General features: G+C 74.4%; 18 protein-coding genes. 12 read left to right on the top strand and 6 right to left on the bottom strand.

Annotated features, from left to right (window positions below; all coding sequences use genetic code 11):
- The first annotated feature begins 47 nt into the window (after positions 1 to 47).
- The 4 genes from IEZ20_RS03410 to dapE all read left to right on the top strand — a co-directional run bounded on the left by IEZ20_RS03410 (position 48) and on the right by dapE (position 5605).
- The gene (locus IEZ20_RS03410; RefSeq protein WP_189294541.1) at positions 48 to 1505 is read left to right on the top strand and encodes an MFS transporter; all 1458 of its coding nucleotides are present in this window, start codon (positions 48 to 50) and stop codon (positions 1503 to 1505) included.
- A 154-nt stretch (positions 1506 to 1659) separates the two neighbouring features.
- Positions 1660 to 3459: a DEAD/DEAH box helicase gene (locus IEZ20_RS03405; RefSeq protein WP_189294540.1), complete on the top strand. Its 1800-nt coding sequence runs from the start codon at positions 1660 to 1662 to the stop codon at positions 3457 to 3459.
- 296 nt (positions 3460 to 3755) lie between these two features.
- Complete coding sequence (locus IEZ20_RS03400) at positions 3756 to 4397, top strand: IclR family transcriptional regulator (RefSeq protein ID WP_030347782.1); 642 nt, start codon at positions 3756 to 3758, stop codon at positions 4395 to 4397.
- Positions 4398 to 4549: 152 nt separating this feature from the next.
- Positions 4550 to 5605 (top strand): succinyl-diaminopimelate desuccinylase, encoded by a 1056-nt coding sequence (gene dapE, locus IEZ20_RS03395; protein ID WP_189294539.1) that lies wholly within the window; start codon positions 4550 to 4552, stop codon positions 5603 to 5605.
- Here dapE and IEZ20_RS03390 read toward each other — a convergent pair.
- The gene (locus IEZ20_RS03390) at positions 5586 to 7283 is read right to left on the bottom strand and encodes a PucR family transcriptional regulator (protein WP_229895849.1); all 1698 of its coding nucleotides are present in this window, start codon (positions 7281 to 7283) and stop codon (positions 5586 to 5588) included. The two genes, dapE and IEZ20_RS03390, sit on opposite strands and share 20 nt — an antisense overlap.
- 103 nt (positions 7284 to 7386) lie before the next feature.
- On the opposite strand from IEZ20_RS03390, the gene IEZ20_RS03385 reads away from it, so the two are divergent.
- The 4 genes from IEZ20_RS03385 to IEZ20_RS03370 all read left to right on the top strand — a co-directional run bounded on the left by IEZ20_RS03385 (position 7387) and on the right by IEZ20_RS03370 (position 10728).
- Positions 7387 to 8136: a chorismate synthase gene (locus tag IEZ20_RS03385; RefSeq protein WP_189294538.1), complete on the top strand. Its 750-nt coding sequence runs from the start codon at positions 7387 to 7389 to the stop codon at positions 8134 to 8136.
- Entirely contained in the window at positions 8133 to 9242 is a 1110-nt protein-coding gene (gene menC / locus IEZ20_RS03380; protein WP_189294537.1) for an o-succinylbenzoate synthase, read from the top strand. The genes IEZ20_RS03385 and menC overlap by 4 nt, the downstream gene beginning before the upstream one ends.
- 57 nt (positions 9243 to 9299) lie before the next feature.
- Positions 9300 to 10091 (top strand): YlbL family protein, encoded by a 792-nt coding sequence (locus IEZ20_RS03375; RefSeq protein ID WP_189294536.1) that lies wholly within the window; start codon positions 9300 to 9302, stop codon positions 10089 to 10091.
- A 67-nt stretch (positions 10092 to 10158) separates the two neighbouring features.
- A complete protein-coding gene (locus IEZ20_RS03370; protein ID WP_189294535.1) occupies positions 10159 to 10728 on the top strand; it encodes a GNAT family N-acetyltransferase in 570 nt (189 codons plus the stop codon).
- 23 nt (positions 10729 to 10751) lie between these two features.
- On the opposite strand, the gene IEZ20_RS03365 is transcribed toward IEZ20_RS03370, so the two are convergent.
- Together IEZ20_RS03365 and IEZ20_RS03360 are read right to left on the bottom strand one after the other, a co-directional pair.
- Positions 10752 to 12074: a cytochrome P450 gene (locus IEZ20_RS03365; protein ID WP_229895848.1), complete on the bottom strand. Its 1323-nt coding sequence runs from the start codon at positions 12072 to 12074 to the stop codon at positions 10752 to 10754.
- A gap of 330 nt (positions 12075 to 12404) precedes the next feature.
- Positions 12405 to 12899 carry an Lrp/AsnC family transcriptional regulator gene (locus IEZ20_RS03360; protein WP_189294534.1) on the bottom strand — a complete coding sequence of 165 codons (495 nt, stop codon included), beginning with the start codon at positions 12897 to 12899 and terminating at the stop codon, positions 12405 to 12407.
- Between the two features lie 122 nt (positions 12900 to 13021).
- On the opposite strand from IEZ20_RS03360, the gene hppD reads away from it, so the two are divergent.
- On the top strand, positions 13022 to 14170 hold the full coding sequence (hppD, locus tag IEZ20_RS03355; protein WP_189294533.1) for a 4-hydroxyphenylpyruvate dioxygenase: 1149 nt from the start codon (positions 13022 to 13024) through the stop codon (positions 14168 to 14170).
- A gap of 10 nt (positions 14171 to 14180) precedes the next feature.
- Here hppD and IEZ20_RS03350 read toward each other — a convergent pair whose 3' ends face one another.
- Positions 14181 to 15659 (bottom strand): tetratricopeptide repeat protein, encoded by a 1479-nt coding sequence (locus IEZ20_RS03350; RefSeq protein ID WP_189294532.1) that lies wholly within the window; start codon positions 15657 to 15659, stop codon positions 14181 to 14183.
- A gap of 91 nt (positions 15660 to 15750) precedes the next feature.
- Between IEZ20_RS03350 and IEZ20_RS03345 the strand changes: the two genes are divergently transcribed.
- Positions 15751 to 17157, top strand: coding sequence for an FAD-binding oxidoreductase (locus IEZ20_RS03345; protein WP_189294531.1), 1407 nt, complete (start codon positions 15751 to 15753; stop codon positions 17155 to 17157).
- A gap of 17 nt (positions 17158 to 17174) precedes the next feature.
- On the opposite strand, the gene IEZ20_RS03340 is transcribed toward IEZ20_RS03345, so the two are convergent.
- Positions 17175 to 17588 (bottom strand): SsgA family sporulation/cell division regulator, encoded by a 414-nt coding sequence (locus IEZ20_RS03340; protein ID WP_189294530.1) that lies wholly within the window; start codon positions 17586 to 17588, stop codon positions 17175 to 17177.
- 235 nt (positions 17589 to 17823) lie between these two features.
- Between IEZ20_RS03340 and IEZ20_RS03335 the strand changes: the two genes are divergently transcribed.
- Both IEZ20_RS03335 and IEZ20_RS03330 read left to right on the top strand, forming a co-directional pair.
- The gene (locus IEZ20_RS03335) at positions 17824 to 19446 is read left to right on the top strand and encodes an RDD family protein (protein ID WP_189294529.1); all 1623 of its coding nucleotides are present in this window, start codon (positions 17824 to 17826) and stop codon (positions 19444 to 19446) included.
- 66 nt (positions 19447 to 19512) lie between these two features.
- Complete coding sequence (locus tag IEZ20_RS03330; protein ID WP_189294528.1) at positions 19513 to 20220, top strand: RDD family protein; 708 nt, start codon at positions 19513 to 19515, stop codon at positions 20218 to 20220.
- A gap of 82 nt (positions 20221 to 20302) precedes the next feature.
- Here IEZ20_RS03330 and IEZ20_RS03325 read toward each other — a convergent pair whose 3' ends face one another.
- Positions 20303 to 20539 carry a hypothetical protein gene (locus tag IEZ20_RS03325; protein WP_189294527.1) on the bottom strand — a complete coding sequence of 79 codons (237 nt, stop codon included), beginning with the start codon at positions 20537 to 20539 and terminating at the stop codon, positions 20303 to 20305.
- Positions 20540 to 20802: the final 263 nt, after the last annotated feature.

Raw genomic sequence — 20802 nt, 5'->3', positions numbered from 1 at the left:
ACTCCTGACAGGGGCCAAAGGTGGTCGTGGGCCTTACTCTGACGAACATGAGTGCCCTTGAGTCCCGTGACCCCGCTGTTCTCGATCCGGTCGCCGAGCAGGACGGCGGTGTCCTGAGCAGGGCGTACCGGGCGCTCAGTATCGGGATCGTGTCGGTCGTGGTGCTGATCGCGTTCGAGGCGACCGCCGTGGGGACCGCCATGCCGGTGGCCGCGCGGGAGCTGGACGGCGTGGCGCTGTACGCGTTCGCCTTCTCCGGGTACTTCACGACCAGCCTGTTCGGGATGGTGCTCGCCGGGCAGTGGTCCGACCGGAGGGGACCGCTCGGGGCGCTCACCCTCGGCATCGGCGCCTTCGCGGCCGGCCTCGTCGTCGCCGGGACCGCCCAGGCGATGTGGGTGTTCATCCTGGGGCGGGCCGTGCAGGGGCTCGGCGGCGGGCTCGTCATCGTGGCGTTGTACGTCGTCGTCGGCCGTGCCTACCCCGAGCGGCTGCGCCCCGCGATCATGGCGTCCTTCGCGGCCGGCTGGGTCGTCCCCTCCATCGTCGGCCCCCTCGCCTCCGGCGCCGTCACCGAGCACCTCGGCTGGCGCTGGGTCTTCCTCGGCATCCCGGTCCTCGTCGTGTTCCCGCTCGCCCTCGCCCTGCCCCAGATACGGCGCAGGGCGTCCGGCCCGGTGGACGAGCAGGCCGGGGCCGAGCCCTTCGACCGGCGGCGGATCCGGCTGGCGCTCGGCATCTCCCTCGGCGCCGGGCTCCTCCAGTACGCCGCCCAGGACCTGCGCCCGCTGTCCCTGCTCCCGGGCCTGGCGGGGGCGGCGCTCCTCGTGCCGGCGGTGTGCGGGCTGCTGCCCCGCGGTACGTACCGGGCCGCCCGCGGGCTGCCCTCCGTGGTGCTGCTGCGCGGGCTCGCGGCGGGCTCCTTCATCGCCGCCGAGTCCTTCGTGCCGCTGATGCTGGTCACCCAGCGCGGCCTGTCGCCGACCCTCGCCGGGTTCTCGCTGGCCGCGGGCGGCGGGACCTGGGCGCTGGGGTCGTTCGTGCAGTCCCGGGCGCGCGTGGCGCCGTACCGGGAGCGGCTGATGACCGTCGGGATGGTGCTGGTCGCCGTGGCGATCGTCACCGCGCCGAGCGTGCTCGTGCACTCCGTGCCGGTGTGGACCGTCGCCGCCGCCTGGGGGGTCGGCTGCTTCGGCATGGGCCTGGTGATCTCCTCCACCAGCGTGCTGCTGCTCCAGCTCTCCGCCCCGGAGGAGGCCGGCACGAACTCCGCCGCGCTGCAGATCTCCGACGCCCTCTCCAACGTCGTCCTCCTCGCGGCGACCGGCGCGGCCTTCGCCGCGCTCGGCGGCGGCAGCACCGCGGCCCCCACGGCCACCACGGCAACGGCGGCCGGCGGCGGGCATCCCGCCGCCTTCGCCGCCGTCTTCCTGCCGATGGCGGCGGTGGCGCTGGCGGGGGCCTGGGTGACCCGGCGGCTGCGGGAACGCACACCGGCGCGGTGAGTGACCGGCCGGTGATCGAGGGGCGGTTGCGGCCGCTGTGACGTGGCTCCCACCCGGGGGCGACCCGGGGCCGTTCGCGCGTGGGCGGGAGGGCGGCGCCGGTAGGGTGGCCCGGTTGTCATACGTAGCCGCCCGACCCTGATGCACGGAGACCGTGACTACTACCGCCTCCTCCTCCGCTCACTCCCACCACCTCTCGCCCGCCTTCCCGGGCCGGGCCCCCTGGGGTACCGCCAGCAAGCTGCGTGCCTGGCAGCAGGGGGCGATGGAGAAGTACATCCAGGAGCAGCCGCGTGACTTCCTCGCCGTCGCCACGCCCGGCGCCGGCAAGACGACCTTCGCCCTGACCCTGGCCTCCTGGCTGCTGCACCACCACGTCGTGCAGCAGGTGACCGTGGTCGCGCCCACCGAGCACCTGAAGAAGCAGTGGGCCGAGGCGGCCGCCCGGGTCGGGATCAAGCTCGACCCCGAGTACAGCGCGGGCCCGCTCGGCCGGGAGTACGACGGGGTCGCCGTGACGTACGCCGGTGTGGGGGTACGCCCGATGCTGCACCGCAACCGGGTCGAGCAGCGCAAGACCCTCGTCATCCTGGACGAGATCCACCACGCCGGCGACTCCAAGTCCTGGGGCGAGGCCTGCCTGGAGGCGTTCGAGCCCGCCACGCGCCGGCTCGCCCTGACCGGTACGCCGTTCCGCTCCGACACCAACCCGATCCCCTTCGTGACGTACGAGGAGGACAACGCGGGCATCCGGCGCTCCGCCGCCGACTACACCTACGGCTACGGCTCCGCGCTGGCGGACGGCGTCGTCCGGCCGGTGATCTTCCTCTCCTACAGCGGCAACATGCGCTGGCGGACCAAGGCCGGTGACGAGGTCGCCGCGCGGCTCGGCGAGCCGATGACCAAGGACGCGGTCAGCCAGGCCTGGCGTACGGCGCTCGACCCGCGCGGCGACTGGATGCCGAGCGTGCTGCGCGCCGCCGACCAGCGGCTGACCGAGGTCCGCAAGGCCATCCCGGACGCCGGGGCGCTCGTCATCGCCTCCGACCAGGACTCCGCGCGCGCCTACGCCAAGCTCATCCGGGAGATCACCGGGACGAAGGCCACGCTCGTGCTGTCGGACGACGCCGGGGCCTCGAAGAGGATCGACGAGTTCAGCGCGAGCGACGACCGGTGGATGGTCGCCGTGCGGATGGTGTCCGAGGGCGTCGACGTGCCGCGGCTGGCGGTCGGCGTGTACGCCACCACCATCTCGACCCCCCTGTTCTTCGCGCAGGCCGTCGGGCGCTTCGTGCGGTCCCGGCGGCGCGGCGAGACCGCGTCCGTGTTCCTGCCGACCGTGCCCGACCTGCTGACCTTCGCCAACGAGATGGAGAAGGAGCGGGACCACGCCCTCGACAAGCCGAAGAAGGAGGGCGAGGAGGACCCGTACGCCGAATCCGAGAAGGAGATGGAGGAGGCGAACAAGGAGCAGGACGAGGACACCGGCGAGCAGGACATGCTGCCCTTCGAGGCGCTGGAGTCCGACGCCGTCTTCGACCGCGTGCTGTACGACGGCGCCGAGTTCGGCATGCAGGCCCACCCCGGCAGCGAGGAGGAGCAGGACTACCTGGGGATCCCGGGCCTGCTGGAGCCCGAGCAGGTGCAGTTGCTGCTGCAGAAGCGGCAGGCGCGGCAGATCGCGCACAGCCGGAAGAAGCCGGACACCGAGGCGGACCTGCTGGAGCTGCCGGCCGAGCGGCGGCCGGTGGTCACGCACAAGGAGATGATGGAGCTGCGCAAGCAGCTGAACACGATGGTCAGCGCCTACGTCCACCAGAGCGGCAAGCCGCACGGCGTGATCCACACCGAGCTGCGGCGGGTGTGCGGGGGTCCGCCCAGCGCCGAGGCCACGGCGGGACAGCTGCGCCAGCGCATCGCCAAGGTCCAGGAGTGGGCCACGCGCATGCGCTGAGCGCCCGCCCCCGGCCGGGGACGGTGTGCGTATCCGGACGAATGCAGGCAGGCCGGATCTGGTCTTGCCCGGATTCTGGACCAAGACTTCCGCTCAGCGAACCCCCTTCGCTACTGTCCGGCTACGCACACGCCCCGTGGCAGCGCCGCCGCGGAGCGCAGCCGTGAAGCGACTGGGCCCGGAGCCGCCGGGCCTCCTGCCGATCGGCGGCCTCTGAGGCGCGTCGCCGACGGGACTCGGTGACGCATCCGCCACCTCGGGGACCCGCCGACCTCACCGCCGAAGGAGTGGGCGTCGTGACCGCGGAGACCTCTCAGACGCTCGACCGGGGACTGCGTGTCCTCAAGCTGCTGGCCGACACGGACCACGGGCTGACCGTCACCGAGTTGTCCACCAAACTGGGCGTGAACCGGACCGTGGTGTACCGGTTGCTCGCCACGCTGGAACAGCACGCGCTCGTACGACGTGACCTGGGCGGGCGAGCCCGGGTCGGGCTCGGGGTGCTGAGGCTCGGGCGGCAGGTGCATCCGCTGGTACGGGAGGCCGCGCTGCCCGCGCTCAGGTCGCTCGCCGAGGACATCGGGGCGACGGCGCACCTGACCCTCGTGGACGGTTCCGAGGCGCTGGCCGTGGCGGTGGTCGAGCCGACGTGGACCGACTACCACGTGGCCTACCGGGCCGGGTTCCGGCATCCGCTGGACCGGGGCGCGGCCGGCAGGGCGATCCTCGCCGCACGGCAGTCGCCGTCGGCCGACCCCGGGTACACCCTCACCCACGGCGAGCTGGAGGCGGGCGCGAGCGGGGCCGCCGCGCCGCTGGTCGGGGTGACCGGCGTCGAGGGCAGCGTGGGCGTGGTGATGCTGGCGGACGCCGTGCCGGAGCGGGTCGGGGCACGCGTGGTGGAGGCGGCCCGGGAGGTCGCGGAGGCGCTGCGCTGAGGCTGGTCGCCTGGTCGCCTGGTCGCCTGGTCGCCTGGTCGGCGCTCCGGGCTCTTTGGCCGCTCCTCTTTGTCCGCTCCTCCAACCGCAGCCGCCCGACTTTGGCCCATCGGCCCACCCCCGCCGGCCTCTCCCTCCCCATGATCGAGGGCATGACCGCCCTCGATCTCACCGCCGACGTCGTCACCCTCACCCGCGCCCTCGTCGACCTGCCCTCCGAGAGCGGGCGGGAGGCGCGGATCGCGGACGCCGTCCAGGCCGCTCTCCGCGCCCTGCCGCACCTCACCGTGGACCGCGTCGGCAACTCCGTCATCGCCCGCACCGGGCTCGGGCGGGGCGAGCGGGCCCTGATCGCCGGGCACCTGGACACCGTGCCGGCCGCCGGGAACCTGCCCTCCCGGCTCGACGGCGGGCGGGTGTACGGGCTCGGCGCCTGTGACATGAAGGGCGGCGTGGCGGTGGCGCTGCGGCTCGCGGCCACCGTGCCCGAGCCGGTCCGGGACCTCACCTACGTCTTCTACGAGTGCGAGGAGGTGGAAGGCGAGCGGAACGGGCTCGGCCGGATCGCCGCCGCCCGGCCCGGCCTCCTGGAGGAAGCCGGCCTCGCGCTCCTCATGGAGCCCTCCGGCGCCGGTGTCGAGGCCGGCTGCCAGGGCATCCTCACCGCCGACATCGTGGTGAGGGGTGCCCGCGCGCACACCGCCCGCGCCTGGCAGGGCACCAACGCCGCGCACAAGGCGGGCCGGGTGCTCCAGCGGCTGGACGCGCACGTCCCCGAGCGGGTCGAGATCGACGGGCTGGAGTACCGGGAGGGGCTCGGTGCCGTCGCCGTACGCGCCGGGGTCGCCGGGAACGTCGTACCGGACGAGTGCGTCGTCACCGTCAACTGCCGCTTCGCGCCCAGCCGTTCCGGGGAGGAGGCGGAGCGTTACGTGCGCGGGCTCTTCCCGGAGTACGAGGTGCGGGTCACCGAGGTCGTCGACGGTGCCCTGCCGCACCTGGACCGGGTGGGCCCGCTGGTCGACGCGCTCGGGGCCGAGCCCCGGGCCAAGCTGGGGTGGACCGACGTCGCCCGGTTCGCCGCGCTGGGCGTGCCCGCGCTCAACTACGGCCCCGGGGACCCGTCTCTCGCGCACACGGCGGGGGAGTACGTGCCCGTCGCACACCTCCGGCAGTGCGAGGACCGGCTCAGGGCGTGGCTGCGCTGAGCCCCGCCAGCGCCCGCAACTGCAGCCACAGCACCAGCCGTTCGTCGGGGTCGTCCAGGTCGATGCCGGTGTGCTGCCGGAGCTGCCGGAGCCGGTAGCGGCAGGTGTTGGGGTGCACGGCCAGCAGCCGGGCCGCGCCCGCCATGTCGCAGCCGGCGTCGAACCAGCAGATGAGGGTGCGCGCGTACTCGGTGCCGTGCCCGGCGTCGTACGCCAGCACCCGCCGCCACCCGCCCGCGCTCAACTCCCGTCGCCCGCCCATCACCTCGGCCAGCCGCAGCAGCGTCACCCGGGCCCGCACCTCGTCCACCACGGCCACCGGCTGCTCCGCGTCCAGCACCCGCAGCACCAGGTCCGCGTCCGCCCGCGAGTCCGCGAGCCCGTCCGCGCCCGGAACGACCTCGCCGAGCGCCGCCCGCACCGGCACCCTGAGCGCCTGCCCGGCCCGCGCCACGATGTCCTCGGCGAGCCCGCGGTGCCGCTCGCCGGGGCCCGGCAGCACCGCGTACACCGCCCCGTCCAGCAGCACGCACGCGTGCCGGCCGTAGCGGGCCTCGCACTGGAGGCGTACGACGTCCAGCAGGCGCAGCGCGGTGCGTTCGGCGTCCGGGACGCTCGCGGCGGTGTCCAGCACGAAGGCCGCCACCCGGGCCGGGCCGTCGACGCCCAGGCGGGCGGCGGCCGTCGCCGGGTCGTCCGCCGTGCCGTCCAGCAGCCGGCGCAGCAGGTCGCCGCCCCGGTGCCGGGCCAGTTCCCGGGCCGCCCGCGCCCGCAGCAGGAGCAGCGCGGCGGTGGAGGCGCCCTGGGCGAGGGTGGCCTCGGCGTCCGGGGCGAGCGTGCCGCCGTCGATCACCCACACCGAGCCGAGGGTCTCCCCGCCGGCCCGTACCGGCATCGCCAGCCGGGGCAGGCCGGTGCCGGTCAGCGCGGGCAGCCGGACCGGCCGGTCGGCGGCGAACAGCCGCCGGTACTGCTCGGTGTTCTCCGCGCTGGCCGGTACCTGCCGGCCGAGGATGCTCTCCCGGCGGTCCTCGTCCACGGGCTGGCCGGGGACGGTGGAGTAGGCGAGGAGCCGCTGACGCGGGTCCTCGACGGCCGTCGCCCCGCCCGTCGCGACCGCGATGGCGTCGGCCAGCGCGAACAGATCCCCGAGCCCCGCGTCACCGAACCCGCTTCCGCCGAGCCCCGCGTCACCGAACCCGCCTTCGCCGAGCCCGCCCTCGCCAAACCCGGCGTCGCCTTGTCCGCCCTCGCCTTGACCGCCGCTTCCGGTCCCGGCGTCGGGGCCTGTCCCCCCGCTGTCGGCCTGCCGGGTGGTGATCGCCGAGGCCAGCAGCAGATGGACCCGGTGCCAGGGCGCGTCCTCGGCGACCGACAGCAGGGCAACGCCGTGCGCCTCGGCCGTCGCGACCGGCCCGTCGGCGCCGCGCACCACCACCCCGGTCAGCCCGGCCCGCGCCGCCGCTTCCAGCAGCGGTCCCGCGTCCGCCGCCCGCACTCCGACCGCCAGCAGCAGCGCGCCGGGCTGCCGGGGGAGCGGGATGCCTCCCCCGGGGCGGCCGCCGTCGTACAGGACCACCTCGGTGACCGGGGCGCCGAGCCCGGCGGGAGCGGTGTGCAGGCGCGGCGCGGACGCGCCGGCGGCGCCCAGGAGGTCGCCGAGCGTGCAGGCGTTCATGGGAGTCCTCGCGGCGGGGGCTTGGCGGATGGTGCAACGAACGTACGCCCTGCTTGGCCGCACGGACAACACGCGCGCGCCCGGCGGCTCCGAGACTCGTCCCATGACAGCAGGAGCCACCATCCGCACCGTCCACGACGTCGCCGGGCTCGCGGCCGTCGCCGACCACTTCAGCGACGTCTGGCGCACGCCCCGCACCGCACCGCCCTACCCGGCCGAGGTCCTGCACAGCCTGGTGCACGCCGGCGGCGCGGTGCACGCCGCCCACGACGGGCAGCGGCTCGCCGGGGCGGCCGTCGCCGTGCTCGGCCCGGACCGGAGCACGTACTCCCTGGTGGCCGCCGCCGAGCGCGGTCTCGGCCCCGCCCTGAAGCGGGCCCAGCGGGACTGGGCCCTCGCCCTCGGCGCCCGCACCATGCGCTGGACCTTCGACCCGCTGGTCGGCCGCAACGCCCGCTTCAACCTGGTCAAGCTGGGGGCCGTCGGCACCGAGTACCTGGTCGACTTCTACGGCCCCATGGCCGACGGCGTGAACGACGGCGACGAGAGCGACCGGCTGACGGTCACCTGGGACCTGACGGCGCCGGGGACGCCGTACGACGGCGAGCCGCGGGGGCCCGTGCTGCGGACCGCGCCCGACGGCGGCCCGCTCGTCCGGCGGGACGGCGGGCGCCTGTGGTGCCGGGTGCCGCAGGACGCCGTCGCGCTGCGCGCCGCCGATCCCGCGCTGGCGCTGCGCTGGCGGCACGCCGTGCGCGAGGTGTTCCTGGAGGCCTTCGCGGAGGGGCTTTCGGCCACCGGGACGTCCCGCGACGGCTGGTACACCCTCGGCCGGACGGAGGAGGCCGCGTGAGGCTGGAACGCGTGGAGATCGTGCACGTGGCGATCCCGCTGGTCACCCCGTTCCGCACGTCGTTCGGGACGATGACGGCGAAGGACACCTTCCTCCTGCGGGTCGTGACGGACGAGGCCGAGGGCTGGTCGGAGTTCGCCGCCGACCCCGAACCGCTGTACTGCTCGGAGTTCGTCGCCGGCGCCGAGATCGTGCTGCGCGACTTCCTGCTGCCCCGCGTGGCCGCGCTCCCGCACCTCACCACGGCCGCGCTGGCCCCGGCCATGGCGGGGATCAAGGGGCACGAGCTGGCGAAGGCGGCCCTGGAGACGGCCGTGCTCGACGCCGAGCTGCGCGGCCACGGCATGCCGCTCGCCACCTACCTGGGCGCGGTGCGGGACCGGGTGCCCGCCGGGGTGTCCGTCGGCATCAGGGACTCGGTGCCCGAGCTGCTGGACGACGTCGAGCGCTACCTCGCCGAGGGGTACGTCCGCATCAAGCTGAAGATAGAACCCGGCTGGGACGTCGAGCCGGTGCGGGCGGTCCGCGAGCGCTTCGGCGAGGGCCTGCCCCTCCAGGTCGACGCCAACACCGCCTACACCCTCGCCGACGCCGAGCACCTGCGGCGGCTGGACGCGTTCGGGCTGCTGCTGATCGAGGAGCCGCTGGAGGAGAACAACCTGTACGCCCACGCCCGGCTCCAGGAGCGCCTCGCCACCCCGGTCTGCCTGGACGAGTCCCTGCATCACGCCCGGGACACCGCGTCCGCGATCGCCCTGGGCGCCTGCCGGGTGGTGAACGTCAAGCCCGCCCGGGTCGGCGGCTACCTGGAGGCCCGCCGGGTCCACGACGTCGCCCACGCGCACGGGGTGCCGGTGTGGTGCGGCGGCATGCTGGAGACCGGCATCGGACGGGCGCCCAACCTCGCCCTGGCCGCGCTGCCCGGCTTCACCCTGCCCGGGGACACCTCGGCGTCCAGCCGCTACTTCGCCGAGGACATCACCGAGCCGTTCGTCCTCAGGGACGGCCACCTGCCCGTCCCCACCGGCCCCGGCATCGGCGTCGCGCCCCGGCCGGACGCGCTGCGCCGGTTCACGCGGGAGCGGCGGGACCTGTACCCGGCATGAGGAGCGGGCCCCGTACACGGCACCGGGGGCAGGCGCTGGTCACGTTAGATTGAGTCCGTGCTCTCACGTCTCACACGCCCCCAGGCCCTCGCCGTCTGCGCGCTGCCCGTCGTGGCCCTGCTCGCCACGGCGGTGTTCGCGCCGCTGCCGTTCTCGGTGGCGCAGCCCGGCATGACGGCGAACGTGCTCGGCGAGAACAAGGGCACCCCGGTGATCTCCGTGTCCGGCGCGCAGACCCGCAGGACCAGCGGACAGCTGCGGATGACCACGATCGAGGCGACCGGCCCGGACACCCGGGTCTCCCTCGGTGACGTCCTCGGCAACTGGTTCCGCACCGACCGGGCCGTCATGCCGCACGACTCGGTCTACCCGAGCGGCGACACCGTCAGGGAGATCGAGAAGCACAACCAGGCGCAGATGCGGGAGTCCCAGGACGCGGCGACCCAGGCGGCGCTGACGTACCTGGGGATCGGCTCCGACAAGGTCAGGGTCACGCTGAGGCTCGCCGACGTGGGCGGCCCCAGCGCGGGGCTGCTGTTCAGCCTGGGCATCATCGACAAGCTGGACGGCGACGGCAGCGGCGGCGACCTCACCGGGGGCCGCACCATCGCCGGTACGGGGACGATCGACGCCGCCGGGAAGGTCGGCGCGGTCGGCGGGGTGGCCCTGAAGACGCAGGCCGCCCGCCGGGACGGCGCCACCGTCTTCCTGGTGCCGAAGGCGGAGTGCGCCGACGCCGGGGCCGAGCTGCCCAAGGGGCTGCGGCTGGTCCCGGTGACCACGCTGAAGGGCGCGGTCGACTCCCTGGTGGCGCTGGAGAAGGGCAAGGGCTCGGTCCCCAGCTGCTGACCGGCGGGCCGCGCCTGTCCCGGCGTGCCTCGCGGCCCCGCGGTACCCGCGGTGGTGACAATCGGGCATGGCATCGTCCTGGACCGGTGAACGGGTCCGCCTGCGTGCTGTGGAGCCCGACGACTGGACGGCGTTCGCGCGCTTCGCCGCCGACGACGGGCGGCGAGAGGGCCGGCTGGACCTGCCCCGGTCCGCCGAGAGCCACCGTGTCCGGGCGAAGGAGCAGGCGGTCGCCGAGTGCGAGGACGACCGCTTCCTGCTGGCCGTCGAGACGACGGCCGGGAAAGAGCTGGTCGGCTCGATCGGCTCGCACCGCACCGGCCGCTCTTCGGGCTGGTTCGAATTCGATGTCATGATCGGCGCCGAGCACCGGCGCAGGGGCTACGCGACCGAGGCCCTGGCGCTGCTGCTGCGCTTCATGTTCGCCGAGCGGCGCTATCACAAGTGCCTGGGGGCGGTCCTCGCGCACAACGAGGCGTCGTTGGCCCTCACCCGTCGGCTCGGCTTCACCGAGGAGGGGCGCTTGCGGGAGCACGTCTTCTTCGCCGGCCGGTACCACGACCTCGTCCTGATGGGCCTGCTCGCCGGGGAGTTCGGCGAGCGGGGTGAGCGAGCCGGGGTGAGCGACGCCGGGTGAGCAGGCCGGGGTGAGCGAGCCGGTCACCGGGGGCGGGGCTGCCCCGGGGCGCGCGGGGTGGCCCGCAGGCGCAGGCCGTCGGTCGCGAGACCTTCGAACGTGGTGACCCGGTAGCCGGGTTCCGGTCCGGGCGGCTCGCTCAGGCGGTGGCAGCGTGCGGTGTGCGCGGTCAGGAGCGTCAGCGTCGCCATGGCCAGAGCGGCACCCTCGCAGCCGTGCGGTCCGGTGCCGAAGGAGAGGAAGGCCCCGGGGTTCGCCGGCGCGTCCGGACCGTCGAGCCAGCGCTCGGGCCGGAACCGGTCCGGCTCGGGGTGCTCGCGTGCGTCCCGGTGCGCGGTGTAGGGGCAGACGAGGACGGTGGACCCGGCCTCGACGGTGTAGCCGGCGAGCTGGGTCCGCTGTGCGGTCCGCCGGGTCAGCAGCCAGCTCGGCGGGTGCAGCCGGAGCACCTCGTGCACCAGTGCCCGGGTGTAGCGCAGGTCGTCCAGGTGGGTGCTGGTCGTCGCGGCCGGGTCGGCGGGCAGCGAGGCGGCCTCGGCCGCGACGCGGTCCGCCGCCTCGGGGTGCCGGGCCAGGTGGAGGAGGATCCATCCGGCCGCCCGGGTGGGTGCCTCGAAGGTGGCCACGGTGATACCGGGGAGGGTGTCGAGAACGGCCTCTTCCGGCAGTGCGCCGTAGCGTGAGGAGGGCTGGAGCATCTGCCCGAGCACGTCGTCGCCGAGCCGGCCGGAGGAGCGGCGCCGGCGGACGACGGGCCGCAGGGCGTCGGTGAAGGCGGCCTGCTGCCGGGTGCGGAACCGCCGGGCCGGTGTGGGAACCCACCGCGGCCATTCCCAGCGCGAGGGGCGTACGAGCACCTCCCGGGCGAGGAAGAGCCGTGCGGCGAACGGCAGCAGGGCCGGGGCGTCCTCGGAGAAGAGGTAGCGGACGCCGATCTCCGCCAGGGCGTGCCGGGCCGCGGGCAGGACCTCGACGTCCCGGTCCGTGGGCCACCGGGCGGCGAAGCGAGCGGCTCCGGGCGCGATCTCACCGACCCGGGCCGCGACCGCCTGCGCGCGCAGTCCGCGCATGCGGGCGGCGTGGGCGTGCGCGCGCTCCTCCGCCGTCGGTGCTTCGTTCGACCCCTTCAGCGGCGGGAAGAGGGGCGAGGGTGCCTTGGGGAAGTCCTGCGCGCGGCGCAGCACCGCCTCACAGGCTCCGGCCGTGGCGGCCACGTAGACCCCCGGCTCCAGCTGCCAGACGTCCCCGCACTCGTCGGCGCCACGGCGTGCCACCGCCAGCCGGTCGCGGCTCCAGGCCGCGAAGCCGCCTCCGGGCAGACGCGGTGGCTCGTTCGTCCGGCCCATGAGATCGCCCCCGGTGTCGTCCCGGTCACGTCCCCCGCCTTCGTGTCGCCCCCGGTGTCGTCCCCCGCCTTCGTACCTGTCCAGGCCCATGTCGTCGGCGGTGCGGCCGGAGCCGGCGGACGCCGGGGGCGCCCGCCGAGGATGCCGTCAGACTCAGTCGCCGCCGGCGTACGCGTCCCACTCGTGGGCCCCGTACGCACCGTAGTGGCGGACGAAGGACAGCTTGCCCAGCAACTTGGCGATCATGATGTGCTCCTCTCGCCTGTCTGAGCCCTTCCGGCCGAGGGTTCCGATGAACCGCCAGCGCCTTATACCACATTGGCCATTTTCTCACGCATGCCGCGTATGTCGCGAGGGGGCGTCCGCCGCGGCCTGCTCCACCAGCGGGATGATCCGCAGCGGCACCGGGTTCTCCATGACGATCGTCGTCGAGGCCCGGACGATGCCGTCGAAGCCGACGACCCGGTCGATGACCCGCTGGAGATCGGCGTTCGAGCGGGCCACCAGCCGGCACAGCATGTCCCCGCTGCCGGTGGTGGTCAGCAGCTCCAGCACCTCCGGCACGGTCGCCAGGTGCGCCCGTACGTCGGCTCCCTGGCCCTGCCGGATCTGGAGGGTGGCGAACGCGGTGACCGGGTAGCCGAGGGCCGCCGGGTCCACCTGCGGACCGAATCCGCGGATGACCCCGTTCGACTGGAGCCGGTCCAGCCGCGCCTGCACCGTGCCCCGGGCCACCCCCAGCCGCCGGGACATCTCCAGCACCCCGATGCGCGGCTCCTCGGCCAGCAGCACGATGATCCGTCCGTCCAGATGATCGATCGCCACGGGACCCCCTGAGATGGTCATCCTGTACAGAAAGACCGCCGACACGGCCATGCCGCTGGTCAGGTTGCCCAGCGATGAAGCGAACTATTGCGCACCTTGCAGAGCGCGGCCACCCTTCCGCTATGACGCAGACCACACACCACACTCCCGACACGACCGCCCGGCAGGACGACCCCTTCCCGGTCAAGGGAATGGACGCGGTCGTCTTCGCCGTGGGCAACGCCAAGCAGGCGGCGCACTACTACTCGACCGCCTTCGGCATGCGGCTGGTCGCCTACTCCGGACCGGAGAACGGCAGCCGCGAGACCGCCAGTTACGTGCTGGAGAACGGCTCCGCCCGCTTCGTCCTCACCTCGGTGATCAAGCCGAGCAGCACCTGGGGCCACTTCCTCGCCCAGCACGTGGCCGAGCACGGCGACGGCGTCATCGACCTCGCCATCGAGGTCCCGGACGCGCGCGCCGCCTACGCGTACGCGATCGAGCACGGCGCGAAGAGCGTCACCGAGCCGTACGAGGTGAAGGACGAGCACGGCACGGTCGTCCTCGCCGCCATCGCCACCTACGGCCAGACCCGCCACACCCTGGTCGAGCGCAGCGGCTACGACGGCCCCTACCTGCCCGGCTACGCCGCCGCCGCACCGCTCGTCGAGCCGCCCGCCCAGCGCACCTTCCAGGCCGTCGACCACTGCGTCGGCAACGTGGAACTCGGGAAGATGAACGAGTGGGTGGCCTTCTACAACAAGGTCATGGGCTTCACGAACATGAAGGAGTTCGTGGGCGACGACATCGCCACCGAGTACAGCGCGCTGATGTCGAAGGTGGTCGCGGACGGCACCCTCAAGGTCAAGTTCCCGATCAACGAGCCCGCCATCGCCAAGAAGAAGTCCCAGATCGACGAGTACCTGGAGTTCTACGGCGGCGCCGGCGTCCAGCACATCGCGCTCAACACCAACGACATCGTGCAGACGGTCCGCACCATGCGCGCGGCCGGCGTCGAGTTCCTCGACACCCCCGACTCCTACTACGACACCCTCGGCGAGTGGGTCGGCGACACCCGCGTGCCGATCGAGACCCTGCGCGAGCTGAAGATCCTCGCCGACCGCGACGAGGACGGCTACCTGCTGCAGATCTTCACCAAGCCGGTCCAGGACCGGCCCACCGTGTTCTTCGAACTCATCGAGCGGCACGGCTCCATGGGCTTCGGCAAGGGCAACTTCAAGGCCCTGTTCGAAGCGATCGAGCGCGAGCAGGCCAAGCGGGGCAACCTGTAACGGCGGCCCGCTACTCGCTGGGCGGCGGCTCCTCGGACTCGTCGCCCAGCGCCTGCAACGCCTCCCGCGCCACCGGCACCCGCAGCGGCGAGAAGTACGGGTTGATGCGCAGCGCCTCCTCCAGGTACCGCCGCGCGGGCCCGTACCGCTCCAGCTCCGCCTCGATCACCCCCCGGTGGAACGCGTACAGCGCGCTGCGCACCCCGCCCCCCTTCGACTCGTCCGTCGCGGCGGTCGCGTACGTCAGCGCCTCCTGGTCCTCGCCGGACCGGTGCAGCGCCCAGCCCAGCGCGTCGGCCACCTCGATCCCCGGCTGGCGCCGCCACTCCTCGCGCAGCCGCTCCACCGCCTCCCACGGGTCCCCGTGGTCCGCCTCGAACCGCCCGATCAGCAGCTCCTCGTCCACGCCGCCCGCCACCGACCGCCGTACCGCCTCCCTCAGCCGTGCGTACTGCTCCTCCGCGGGCCGGGGCTGGTCCAGCGACTCGTACAGCTCGCCCAGCTCCAGCAGGTCCTCCGGGTCCGGACGGTGGGCGACGACGGCGCGGTACGCGGCCAGCGCCTGAGCCGTACGCCCCTGCGCGGCCAGGGTCCGCGCCCGCCCGACCGCCGCCGTCCGCTGGTCGGGGTCGAGCCGCAGCGCGGCCTCGAAGTGCCGCAGCGCGTCCGGCAGGTCCCCGCGCTCCCACGCCAGCTGCCCCACCCCGGCCAGCCAGGCGGCCTGCTCGGCGGGGGTGCGGGCGGCGGCCGCCGCGTCGGTCAGCTGGGCCACCGCGTCCTCGCGCCAGCCCCGGTCCCGGTAGACCGCCGCGGCCCGCGCCCGCACGGCCGGCCGCTCCGCCGGACCGGTGCGCAACCCCATCAGCGTGTCCAGGGCGGCCCGGGCCTTCTTGTAGTCACCGAGCCCGGTGTACGCGTCGATCAGCGGCGGATACGCCGACCACCGCTTCGGCGCCGCCTTCAGCGCCTGCTCGCCGTAGCTCTTCGCCGCCGGGAAGTCCCGGCGCGCCAGCGCCAGCGCGGTCAGGCCGTCCAGCGCCTCGGTGTTCCGGCCGCCGCGCACCTCCAGCGAGGTCCGCAGCGCCCGCTCGGCCTTCGGGTAGTCCGCCGCGTCCCCCGCCCGGCGCCCCCGCTCCACGTACGCGGACCCCAGCACCGCCCACGCCCGGGCGTCCTTCGGCCGCTCCCGCACCCGCTGCTCCTCGCGCCCGATCAGCGCCGTCAGCCCGGGCAGCGCGGCCGGCACCCCGTAGGTCACCGTGGTCAGCGCCTCCTGCCGGACCCGCGGTGCGGCCTGCGGACCGGCGGCGGGCGGGCGGACCGGCCCGGACCGCCGCTGCGGCTCCTCCGACAGCAGCACCAGCACCCCGCCCGCGAGGAAACCGCCCGCCAGCGCGGCGACCAGCACCTGCCGCAGCACCCGCCGGGAGCGGTGCGGTGCCGGGGGCTCGGGGAGCAGGGACGTACCCACGCACTGCCGGTTGTCCATGGCGCCACTGTGCGCCAGTACGACGAGCACATCCGGGTGGCCCAAGGGCGGCACGGGCGGGGTTCACACCGATGGCCGTGAGTGCCACGCTGTGATCATGAGCCGTATCGAAGCACCGCGCGACGAGCACACGGGCAACCTCACCGACCGGCTCCTGGCCGGCCTGCCGCCCGAGGCGGTCCTGACCGACCCCGACGTGACGGCCTCCTACGGACACGACATGGCGAGCTTCTGCCCGGCCGGCAGCCCCGCCGTCGTCGTCCTCCCGCGCACCGTCGCGCAGGTGCAGCACGTCATGCGCACCGCCACCGAGCTGCGCGTGCCCGTCGTCCCGCAGGGCGCCCGGACCGGCCTGTCCGGCGGCGCCAACGCCACCGACGGCTGCATCGTGCTGTCCCTCACCAGGATGGACCGCATCCTGGAGATCAGCCCCGTCGACCGGATCGCCGTGGTCGAACCGGGCGTGGTCAACGCGGCCCTGTCCCGCGCGGTCGAGGAACACGGCCTGTACTACCCGCCGGACCCCTCCAGCTGGGAGATGTGCACCATCGGCGGCAACATCGGCACGGCCTCCGGCGGCCTGTGCTGCGTCAAGTACGGGGTGACCGCCGAGTACGTCCTCGGCCTGGACGTGGTCCTCGCCGACGGCCGTCTGATGTCCACCGGCCGGCGCACCGCCAAGGGCGTCGCGGGCTACGACCTCACCCGGCTCTTCGTCGGCTCCGAGGGCTCGCTCGGCATCGTCGTCCGGGCCGTCCTGGCGCTGAAGCCCAAGCCGCCCCGGCAGCTCGTCCTGGCCGCCGAGTTCGCCTCCGCGGCCGCCGCCTGCGACGCCGTCTGCCGCATCATGGCGGGCGGACACGTCCCCTCCCTCCTCGAACTGATGGACCGTACGACCGTCAAGGCGGTCAACGACCTCGCGCACATGGGGCTGCCCGAGACCACCGAGGCCCTGCTGCTGGCCGCCTTCGACACCCCGGACCCGGCCGCCGATCTCGCGGCCGTCGGCGCCCTGTGCGAGGCCGCCGGCGCCACCCAGGTCGTCCCGGCCGAGGACGCGGCCGAGTCCGAGATGCTGCTCCAGGCCCGGCGGCTCTCGCTGACCGCGCTGGAGGCGGTGAAGGGCACGACGATGATCGACGACGTGTGCGTGCCCCGTTCCCGGCTCGGCGCCATGCTGGAGGGCGTGGAGCGGATCGCCGCCGAGTACGGCCTCACGATCGGCGTCTGCGCCCACGCGGGCGACGGCAACACGCACCCCACCGTCTGCTTCGACGCCCGTGACCCGGAGGAGTCCCGGCGGGCCCGTGAGTCCTTCGACGCGATCATGGCGCTCGGCCTGGAGCTGGGCGGCACGATCACCGGCGAACACGGGGTGGGCGTACTGAAGAAGGAGTGGCTGGCCCGGGAGATCGGCCCGGTCGGGGTGGAGATGCAGCGGGCGGTGAAACAGGTCTTCGACCCGCTGGGCATCCTGAACCCGGGCAAGCTCTTCTGACCCCTTCCGGGGGCCGTTCACCGGGCGAGCAGCTGGTCGAGCGCGTCGTCGATGCCGAGCCGCCCGCCCTCCGCGCCCGGCGGCACCGCCCGCAGCGTCCGCTCGAGCCAGGCGGACACCTGCGGGGTGGGCGCCTCCAGCAGCGCGTCGCCGTCCGGTGAACTCAGCGCCATCAGGACGACACCGCGCCCGTCCGCCTTCGCCGGCCACACCCGCACGTCCCCGTTCCCGCACGGCCGGAACACCCCCTCCACCAGGAGATCGCGGGCGAACGTCCAGTGGACGGGGTGCTCGGAGTTGATGTGGAAGGCGATGTGGACGGCGTACGGGTCGTCGGAGCGGTAACCGAGCCGGGCCGGGACCGGGACGCTCCGCTCCGGCGACAGGATGAGCCGCAGCTCCAGCTCGCGCTCCACCACGGTGTGATGCATGACCGGCGTTTCCTTTCTGGTCGGGGCCGCTCGGACCGGGCCCGCACCGGGGGAGAGGGGGCGGGGGCTGGGGCATTACGCGGGTTCGGGGAAATTCTTTTCGCCGGCGTGCGACACCCCGGTACGGCGTTGCCCGGAAAGGATTGGGTACGGCGGGACTGGCGCTGCGGGCTGCCCGGGTCTGATAGATGTGGAGGCCCCCATCCCACCCCCGAGCAGATACGGGACGACGGACATGAGCGCCCCAACCCCGGCCCCAGGTGACGACCGGCCCCGCGAGGGCTACTACCCGGACCCGTCCATCCCCGGCTACGTCCGGTACTGGAACGGCGCCTCCTGGGTGCCCGGCACCAGCCGCCCGGCGCCGAAGGACGGCGAGCCGCTCACCCCGCCCCCCGGCGTCCGCCCCGCCCCCGCCCCCGCCGTCGAGGAGACGGGCCCCCACTTCTTCGACGAGGACCCACCGGGCCTGGACCAGCAGTCCGGTGCGGACCGGCAGGGCGCCGCGGGCCCCCAGGGCGACGCGGGACAGCAGGGACCCGCGGGCCGGGGCGCCGGCCGGTGGAGCCAGCCGGGACAGGCCGCCCAGGCCGGTCCGGCGGACCAGTGGGCGCAGGCGGGCCCAGCGGGCCAGGCCGGCCAGGCGGCGCAGGGCGGTCCGGCGCAGGCCGGTCCGGCGGCGCAGGGCGCGCAGTGGAGCCGGCAGGGACAGGCCGCCCAGCCGGGGCAGTCCGGTCAGCCGGGGCAGTCCCCCGCCCAGCCCCGGCAGGGTGCCGGTGGCTGGGGTGCCGATCCCCGGGTGCCGGCCCAGGCGCCGGAACCGGCCGACGGGCAGGCCACCAGCCGTACCGACGGCACCGCGACGATCCCCCCGGCGGAGGACGAGGCCCCGGACCCCGGCACGTTCGTCTTCCGGCGCCCGATCCCCGGCCCGGCGGCAGCCGCCCGTACCGACGACGGCACGATGACCATCCGCCCGGTTCCGTCCGGCACGGAGAGCGGCGGCCCGGCCGGCTTCGGCCCACAGGGACCCGTCGGCGCGCCCGCGAACTCCGGCTTCGCCGCGGGGAAGGCCGCCGCCGCCCGTGCCGCCGCGGCGCCGACGCCCCCGGCACCCCAGCCCGCGCCGGCCGCCCCCGCCGCCGCGTCACCCCCGGCACCCCAGCCCTCGCCGGCCGCCCCCGCCGCCGCGGCCCCCTCGGTGCCGCGGCAGGCCGCCGCTCCCGCCACCCCGCTGACGAGCGGCCCCGGCGGCGGGCAGGCCTCCTGGGCGCAGCAGGTGCACCAACTGGCCGGCGGCGGTGACGAGCAGCCCGTCGCGCCGTGGAAGCCGCCGATGGAGGACCTCTTCCAGGCCGCCGCCCGCCGGCAGGCCGCCGCCCGCCCCGCCGGACTCGGCAAGCGGCTGGCGGCGCGGCTGGTCGACCTGCTGGCCATCGGCGCGATCACGTCCGCCGCGGCGGTCCCGCTCGGCATCCGCGCCGTGGACCACGTCCAGCAGAAGATCGACGCGGCCAAGGTCTCCGGCCACGAGGTCACGGTCTGGCTGCTGGACGGCACGACCGGCACCAGCCTCGGCATCGTCCTCGCCGTCCTGCTCGTGGCCGGTGTCCTGTACGAGGTGCTGCCCACCGTCAGATGGGGCCGCACCCTCGGCAAGAAGCTGTGCGGTCTGGAGGTGCGGGACATCGAGGCGCACGAGCCCCCGACGTTCGGCCCGGCGCTGCGCCGCTGGCTGGTGTTCAGCGTGCCGGGGCTGCTGGTCGTCGGGATCGTGGGCGTGCTGTGGTGCCTGTTCGACCGGCCCTGGCGGCAGTGCTGGCACGACAAGGCGGCGCACACCTTCGTCGCGGGCTGATCCGGGCGTACCCCGTCCGGCGGTCTGCCGGATGCGGAGCCGGGAGGTTCGGGTTCCACTCGGGCCATGAGCAGCGAACCGCCCCCCGGCTCCGGAGAGCAGCCGCCCCCGGAGGACGACCCCTTCAGGAAGCGGCCCCCGTCGGACCAGGGGCCGGGCTCGCCGTACGACGCCCCGCACGGCGGCGCCCAGCCGCCCCCTTACGGCGGTGGCCCGTACGGCGGTGCCCAGCCGCCCCCTTACGGCGGTGACCCGTACGGCGGTGCCCAGCCGCCCCCCTACGGCGGTGACCCGTACGGCGGTTATCCCGCCGACCCGCTGGCCGGCATGCCCCCGCTCGCCGAGAGCGGCAGGCGGACGCTCGCGCGCATCATCGACATGATCCTGGTCGGTATCGTCGTCGCGCTGCTCACGTGGGGGCTCGGGCTGACCTACTACACGGTCGCCGACGGCCGCCTGGAGGTCGGCAGGAACGTCGCCCGGGCCTTCGTCACGGCCGTGCTCTACGTCGCCTACGACACCGTCATGATCAGCAGGTCGGGGCAGACCCTCGGCAAGAAGTGGCTCGGCATGCGGGTGGCCAACCTGGAGAACGGCGCCACCCCCTCCGTGCAGGCCTCGCTGAGCCGCGCGCTGGTGCTGTGGGTGCCGTTCGCCTTCTGCTGTGCCTGTCTCTGGACGGCCGTCTCGGGCGGATGGAGTTTCTTCGACAAGCCGTACAAACAGGGCCTGCACGACAAGGCGGCCAAGACGGTGGTGGTCAGCACCGGTTGAGGGACGGCGGCCGGCGACACGGCGGGGCGGCGGGTCCGGGGCGCACCCCGGACCCGCCGCCCAGTCGTGTCGCCCTGTCGTCTCAGAGGGTCGTGGGGACCCGCTCCTCGTCCGCCGCGCGCCCGGCGGGTGCCGAGGCCGCGCGCGCTGTGGGGGAGGGGACCGTCAGGGCGACCAGCAGGCCCAGCGCGAGGGCCGCGAGGGCGATGACGGCGATCCCGGGGCCCGAACTCGTCTGGGACAGCAGCAGCATGGCGAGCGTCGAGAAGATCACGGTGCAGGAGCCGTAGGCGAGCTGTGCGGCGGTCGGACGAGGCATGGCAATCGTGTCCTCGGCAGTGTGCGGACGATTCGTGGCGTGCCGTTCGAGTCTCTTGGCCTGCATGCCCGACCCGGACGCCGGGTAAGCATGACCTAACCCACAGTACCGGTGCACAGGGGGCGCACAGAGGCACCCCTCGGTCAAACAGGCTTTCCCCGGCGTCCGTTGGCCGGGGCGACACGTGTCCGTAAAGCGAACGTCTCCTCCGCATAGTGCACTTGTCCTGCTCAAGTCAAGGTCTGTCTTTTCTGCTAAACCTC

Source organism: Streptomyces cinerochromogenes, assembly GCF_014648635.1.
Classification (GTDB): domain Bacteria; phylum Actinomycetota; class Actinomycetes; order Streptomycetales; family Streptomycetaceae; genus Streptomyces; species Streptomyces cinerochromogenes.
Note: the sequence above shows the minus strand (reverse complement) of the source record. Positions and strands in the feature narration are given on the sequence as shown.

Bases quoted from the DNA above. Each gene is read 5' to 3' on its own strand.
- IEZ20_RS03410 (WP_189294541.1), top strand. From the start codon at position 48: ATGAGTGCCCTTGAGTCCCGTGACCCCGCTGTTCTCGATCCGGTCGCC.
- dapE (WP_189294539.1), top strand. From the start codon at position 4,550: ATGACCGCCCTCGATCTCACCGCCGACGTCGTCACCCTCACCCGCGCC.
- IEZ20_RS03390 (WP_229895849.1), bottom strand. From the start codon at position 7,283: ATGAACGCCTGCACGCTCGGCGACCTCCTGGGCGCCGCCGGCGCGTCC.
- IEZ20_RS03385 (WP_189294538.1), top strand. From the start codon at position 7,387: ATGACAGCAGGAGCCACCATCCGCACCGTCCACGACGTCGCCGGGCTC.
- IEZ20_RS03370 (WP_189294535.1), top strand. From the start codon at position 10,159: ATGGCATCGTCCTGGACCGGTGAACGGGTCCGCCTGCGTGCTGTGGAG.
- IEZ20_RS03365 (WP_229895848.1), bottom strand. From the start codon at position 12,074: ATGGGCCGGACGAACGAGCCACCGCGTCTGCCCGGAGGCGGCTTCGCG.
- hppD (WP_189294533.1), top strand. From the start codon at position 13,022: ATGACGCAGACCACACACCACACTCCCGACACGACCGCCCGGCAGGAC.
- IEZ20_RS03350 (WP_189294532.1), bottom strand. From the start codon at position 15,659: ATGGACAACCGGCAGTGCGTGGGTACGTCCCTGCTCCCCGAGCCCCCG.
- IEZ20_RS03340 (WP_189294530.1), bottom strand. From the start codon at position 17,588: ATGCATCACACCGTGGTGGAGCGCGAGCTGGAGCTGCGGCTCATCCTG.
- IEZ20_RS03335 (WP_189294529.1), top strand. From the start codon at position 17,824: ATGAGCGCCCCAACCCCGGCCCCAGGTGACGACCGGCCCCGCGAGGGC.
- IEZ20_RS03330 (WP_189294528.1), top strand. From the start codon at position 19,513: ATGAGCAGCGAACCGCCCCCCGGCTCCGGAGAGCAGCCGCCCCCGGAG.
- IEZ20_RS03325 (WP_189294527.1), bottom strand. From the start codon at position 20,539: ATGCCTCGTCCGACCGCCGCACAGCTCGCCTACGGCTCCTGCACCGTG.